6 protein-coding genes are annotated in these 3,743 nt (G+C 71.5%); 3 read left to right on the top strand and 3 right to left on the bottom strand.

Translation table 11 applies throughout. From position 1 onward, the window contains the following. Window positions 1-399, top strand: a 399-nt coding sequence (locus MKL09_RS21275; RefSeq protein WP_244023447.1) for a manganese catalase family protein, incomplete at its 5' end; no start/stop codon positions are given. A 51-nt stretch (window positions 400-450) separates the two neighbouring features. Here MKL09_RS21275 and MKL09_RS21270 read toward each other — a convergent pair. Then, window positions 451-1,080 (bottom strand): hypothetical protein, encoded by a 630-nt coding sequence (locus MKL09_RS21270; RefSeq protein ID WP_244023445.1) that lies wholly within the window; start codon window positions 1,078-1,080, stop codon window positions 451-453. Between the two features lie 264 nt (window positions 1,081-1,344). On the opposite strand from MKL09_RS21270, the gene MKL09_RS21265 reads away from it, so the two are divergent. Next, on the top strand, window positions 1,345-1,488 hold the full coding sequence (locus MKL09_RS21265) for a hypothetical protein (protein WP_007560701.1): 144 nt from the start codon (window positions 1,345-1,347) through the stop codon (window positions 1,486-1,488). Window positions 1,489-1,491: 3 nt separating this feature from the next. Here the strand turns inward: MKL09_RS21265 and MKL09_RS21260 are convergent, their stop codons facing one another. Both MKL09_RS21260 and MKL09_RS21255 read right to left on the bottom strand, forming a co-directional pair. Further along, entirely contained in the window at window positions 1,492-2,187 is a 696-nt protein-coding gene (locus MKL09_RS21260; protein ID WP_244023443.1) for a gamma-glutamylcyclotransferase, read from the bottom strand. 19 nt (window positions 2,188-2,206) lie between these two features. Next, window positions 2,207-2,605: a hypothetical protein gene (locus MKL09_RS21255; RefSeq protein WP_244023441.1), complete on the bottom strand. Its 399-nt coding sequence runs from the start codon at window positions 2,603-2,605 to the stop codon at window positions 2,207-2,209. Window positions 2,606-2,749: 144 nt separating this feature from the next. On the opposite strand from MKL09_RS21255, the gene recO reads away from it, so the two are divergent. Next, window positions 2,750-3,469 carry a DNA repair protein RecO gene (recO, locus tag MKL09_RS21250; protein WP_244023439.1) on the top strand — a complete coding sequence of 240 codons (720 nt, stop codon included), beginning with the start codon at window positions 2,750-2,752 and terminating at the stop codon, window positions 3,467-3,469. The last annotated feature ends 274 nt before the right edge of the window (window positions 3,470-3,743 follow it).

Genomic DNA, 3,743 nt, shown 5'->3' with positions numbered 1-3,743 from the left:
CGCGAAGTCTGCGCCTACCTGCTGGTGCGCGGCTCGCTGCACGCCCATGCCTACGCGCTGGCGCTCAAGAAGCTGACCGGCGTCGAGATCGAGAAGATGCTGCCGACCCCGAACATCGACCTGTCGCGGGTGCCGGAGTGTCAGAAGTACCTCGCCGAGGGCAAGCACCGGCGCCTCTACACGTTCAGCCCGGAGGATTACAAGGAAGCCGCCGGCGTCTGGTCGAACGACGAGGTCGCGCTGCCGGGTGACCCGCCGGGTAATCTCGAAGTGATCGACGGTGCGCCCGAGGGCGGCAAGATCCCAGAACTCGACGGCAATTACGGCGCCTTCGCGCCGGATTACGCGCCGGAAGAAATCTTTGAGATCGCCAGCAAGCTCTACAAGAAGGGCCGCTGAGTCCATCGAGCCCGGCGTCGCCCTGGGCGGCGCCGAACGTGCCGACGATTTCTACAGCGGCGGCGTCGCGAGGCAGCTTCCGAGGGCCCTCTTCAACGCCGTCGCATCACTGTCCGAGACCGAAAAGCTCGCCGTCAGGGTCTGATCCCCGGCGCGCGGGCTCGCCTGCGTCCAGGTGAGCCGAGTCCCGGCCTGGGCAAGCGCGATCGCGACGCCGCGCAACGGATCCTCGCCCCGGCGGGCGCCGGCCACCGTCAGGCTGACGCTCTTGTCGGGATCGTGGGCTTCTGCGCCCTGCGCCGCCATCCGCACGGAGCGGACGCCGGCGGCGTTCGAGACCAGGATGCCGGTGAGCGGCGCGGCCTGTCCGGCGCCCTGTAGGCCGGCGACATCGAAACTTTCCGCCAGCTCTGCGAAGCGCGCCACCGTCAGCATTGCCGACAGGCCGGACCCGGCCGGATCGCAAGCGAGCCGCAGGGTCGCCGGGTGCTGGCCCGCGCCGAGGGTGGCGTTGCCGGCGAGCTCCGCGGATCCAGCTGCCGGCCGCGACCCGTCCGGCAGGACGGGGATTCCCCCGGTCAGGACATCCGACAGCCGGAAACCGTGGCGCCAGGGGCCCGCGGCGAGCACGGCGACCGCAACCACCAGAATCGCCAGGGCCACGCCGATCCGCTGCCGCATCCTGTCCTCCGCCTGTGGGAAACTTGGGCGGGCGGCATAGCGCATCGCGCCGGGTACCGGAACCGGCGCGATGCGCTAGATCTTAGGTCTTGCAACATCTTTTCCGAGAGCCGGAAATCACCTGTCTGGATGATCGCGGCCCGGCCGCAACCTTTCATTCACCACGCTCGACGGAAGTGCCCACAACCACAACCTGTCAGCCCGTCGGCAACTCCGTAAAAACCGATCGATCCTATGCACGCTCGCTCAACCCTGAGCGTCGCGATGCGCATCAAGATCCTCCTCGCCCTCACCCTCGTGGTCTACGTCACCACCGGGCGTGCGCCCGGCATCCGCGAGCCGCGCAACCCGGATACGGAGCAGGCCGGCGGCCGCGTGGTGATCGCCATGAAGCGCGCCTGGGCGTGAGCCTCACGCGTCCGGCGCGCAGGCCCTGAGCTGGGCGGCCACCAGCGCCTGGAGGCTCCAGAGGTGCCGGTCGCGGATGCCGAGCCGCTCGCAGGCCTCGACGGTCCGGAACAGGTACTCGGCGCTCGGGCCCATATGCCCGCAGGCGGCGGCGATCTTGTCCGCGATCTCGGTATCCGAGAGGCGGCCGGCGTAGCGCGCGTTGGCGCGGTTGGCCAGGAAGGTCAGCGCCGAGACGGGGCCGGCCTCGGTCGCCACCGGCAGCCAGCGGGCGACGTAGCCCCGGCCGCGCATCTCGCGCCGCCAGACCGGCATCAGCGCCTCGCGGATCTCCGTCCCGGGCAGCCGGAACGCGACGCCCCGGCACAGGCCGCCGCGGTCGAGCGCCAGGACGAAGCCCGGCCGCTCCGGCGTGCCGCGGAACCGGCGCTGGAGCAGGCAGAACCGGCGGTGGAAGCCGCGCACGGTCCCGATCCGGCTCTCGGCCACCGGGAATTCCGGCCGCCACATCAGCGAGCCGTAGGCGAAGACCCAGATGGCGTGCCCCTCCCGGCCCGCGGTGATCGCGTCGAGGCCGGGGCGCAGCTCCGCGTCGCTCAGCAGGTCGAGGGCGCCCGGGTCGTCCGGGACGGGGGTGGCATGGGCGCGGGCGATCAGGTCGAGGCTGAGATCGAGACGGCGCGCTGGCAGCGAGGGCATGACGCTCAACGCGGCAGCCTCACCGGGCGTTGCCGAGGGCGTCCAGTTCCGGAAACGGCTGGCTGCGATGGCCGGTGCAGACCTCGTCGTCGTCGATCACCTCCAGCCGGTCGGCCGCGTAGCGCATCACCGCCTTGGGGCGCTCGGGCTTGCCGAAGCTGCGGCCGCTCATCCGGCTCGACACGCAATAGAGCGTCCGGCCGCCATCCTCGATCGGCCCGGCGAGCCGGCTGCCCGCGAACCGCACCGGCAGCAGCGAGACCGATCCGAAATCGACCTGCTTCAGGGCGAGCGCCGCGATCCGCTGCTTGAGGGCCGGGGAGGGCGCCTCCTCGGCGGCGGGCTTCGCCGCCTTGGGAGCGGCCAGCGCGCCGGTGACGGTGAGAGCCAGGGCGAGAACCGGGGCGGCGCGGCGCATGCGGGTGATTCCTTCCCGGCCAAGCTATCGTCACGCACCGGACGCGCAAAGGCGGCGGCGCGGCCCCGGAAGCCTTATATGAGGGGATTCAAGCTGGATCGCCGGTGGCGCGATCCGCGCCCTTCCGCCGGTGATGGGACCGCGATGCAATGGACCGACGACGCGCTGGTGCTCGGCCTGCGCCGGCACGGGGAGAGCGGCGTCATCCTGGAGGCGATGACCGAGGCTCACGGGCGCCATCTCGGCCTCGTGCATGGCGGGCGCTCGCGCCGGATGCAGCCGGTGCTCCAGCCCGGCAACCGGGTCCGGCTGACCTGGCGGGCGCGGCTCGACGAGGGGCTCGGCGCCTACACGGTGGAGCCGCTGGAGTCGCAGCTGTCGCGGATGATCGGCTCGGGCATCGCCCTCTACGGGCTCGGCCACATGGCGGCCCTGCTGCGGCTCCTGCCCGAGCGCGATCCGCATCCGGCGCTCTACGAGGCGGCGGGCATCCTGGTCGAGCATCTCGACGACCCGGCCGTGGCGCCGCCGCTGATGGTGCGGTTCGAGCTGGAAATCTTGTCGGAGCTCGGCTTCGGCCTCGATCTCACCGCCTGCGCGGCCACCGGGGACAACGACGCGCTCGCCTACGTGTCGCCCAAGAGCGGCCGGGCGGTCAGCGCCTCGGCCGGCGAGCCTTTTCGCGATCGCCTGCTGGCGCTGCCGACCTTCCTGCATGCGGGCGGACCGCCCGGGCCGGACGGCGTTGCGCAAGGGTTTACCTTGACGGGGTACTTCCTCGACCGGCACGTCTGGGGTCCGCGCGGCCTCGCCGCGCCGGAGGAGCGCGCGCGATTCGTTGCGCTCGGTCGCGAGGCCGAGTAATGTTCGCGCTATGTTCTTGCCACACGGGCTGTCGTTCCGGGGCGCCGCGGGCGAGCCCGGAATCCAGAGCCGCCAAGCCGAACCGGAGGAACGCGGCGCTGTCGCCCAATCCGGCTCCGGCGGCGCGTCTGGATTCCGGGCTCCGCTTCGCGGCCCCGGACTGACGGGTCGTGATTCGGCACCGAAGTCGAAACGTTAAGGAGCCGTCATGGGCCAGCCCTTTGAGCCGCCGTCCGGCGACGGGATCGAGAGCGTCGAGCTGAAATCCGCGCTG

The sequence above is a fragment of the Methylobacterium sp. J-048 genome (assembly GCF_022829515.1).
In the GTDB taxonomy this organism is placed as follows: domain Bacteria; phylum Pseudomonadota; class Alphaproteobacteria; order Rhizobiales; family Beijerinckiaceae; genus Methylobacterium.
This window is presented reverse-complemented; position numbering and strand designations above follow the sequence as displayed.

Excerpts from the sequence above, each read along its gene's own strand:
- MKL09_RS21270 (WP_244023445.1), bottom strand. The coding sequence starts at position 1,080 with ATGCGGCAGCGGATCGGCGTGGCCCTGGCGATTCTGGTGGTTGCGGTC.
- MKL09_RS21265 (WP_007560701.1), top strand. The coding sequence starts at position 1,345 with ATGCGCATCAAGATCCTCCTCGCCCTCACCCTCGTGGTCTACGTCACC.
- MKL09_RS21260 (WP_244023443.1), bottom strand. The coding sequence starts at position 2,187 with ATGCCCTCGCTGCCAGCGCGCCGTCTCGATCTCAGCCTCGACCTGATC.
- MKL09_RS21255 (WP_244023441.1), bottom strand. The coding sequence starts at position 2,605 with ATGCGCCGCGCCGCCCCGGTTCTCGCCCTGGCTCTCACCGTCACCGGC.
- recO (WP_244023439.1), top strand. The coding sequence starts at position 2,750 with ATGCAATGGACCGACGACGCGCTGGTGCTCGGCCTGCGCCGGCACGGG.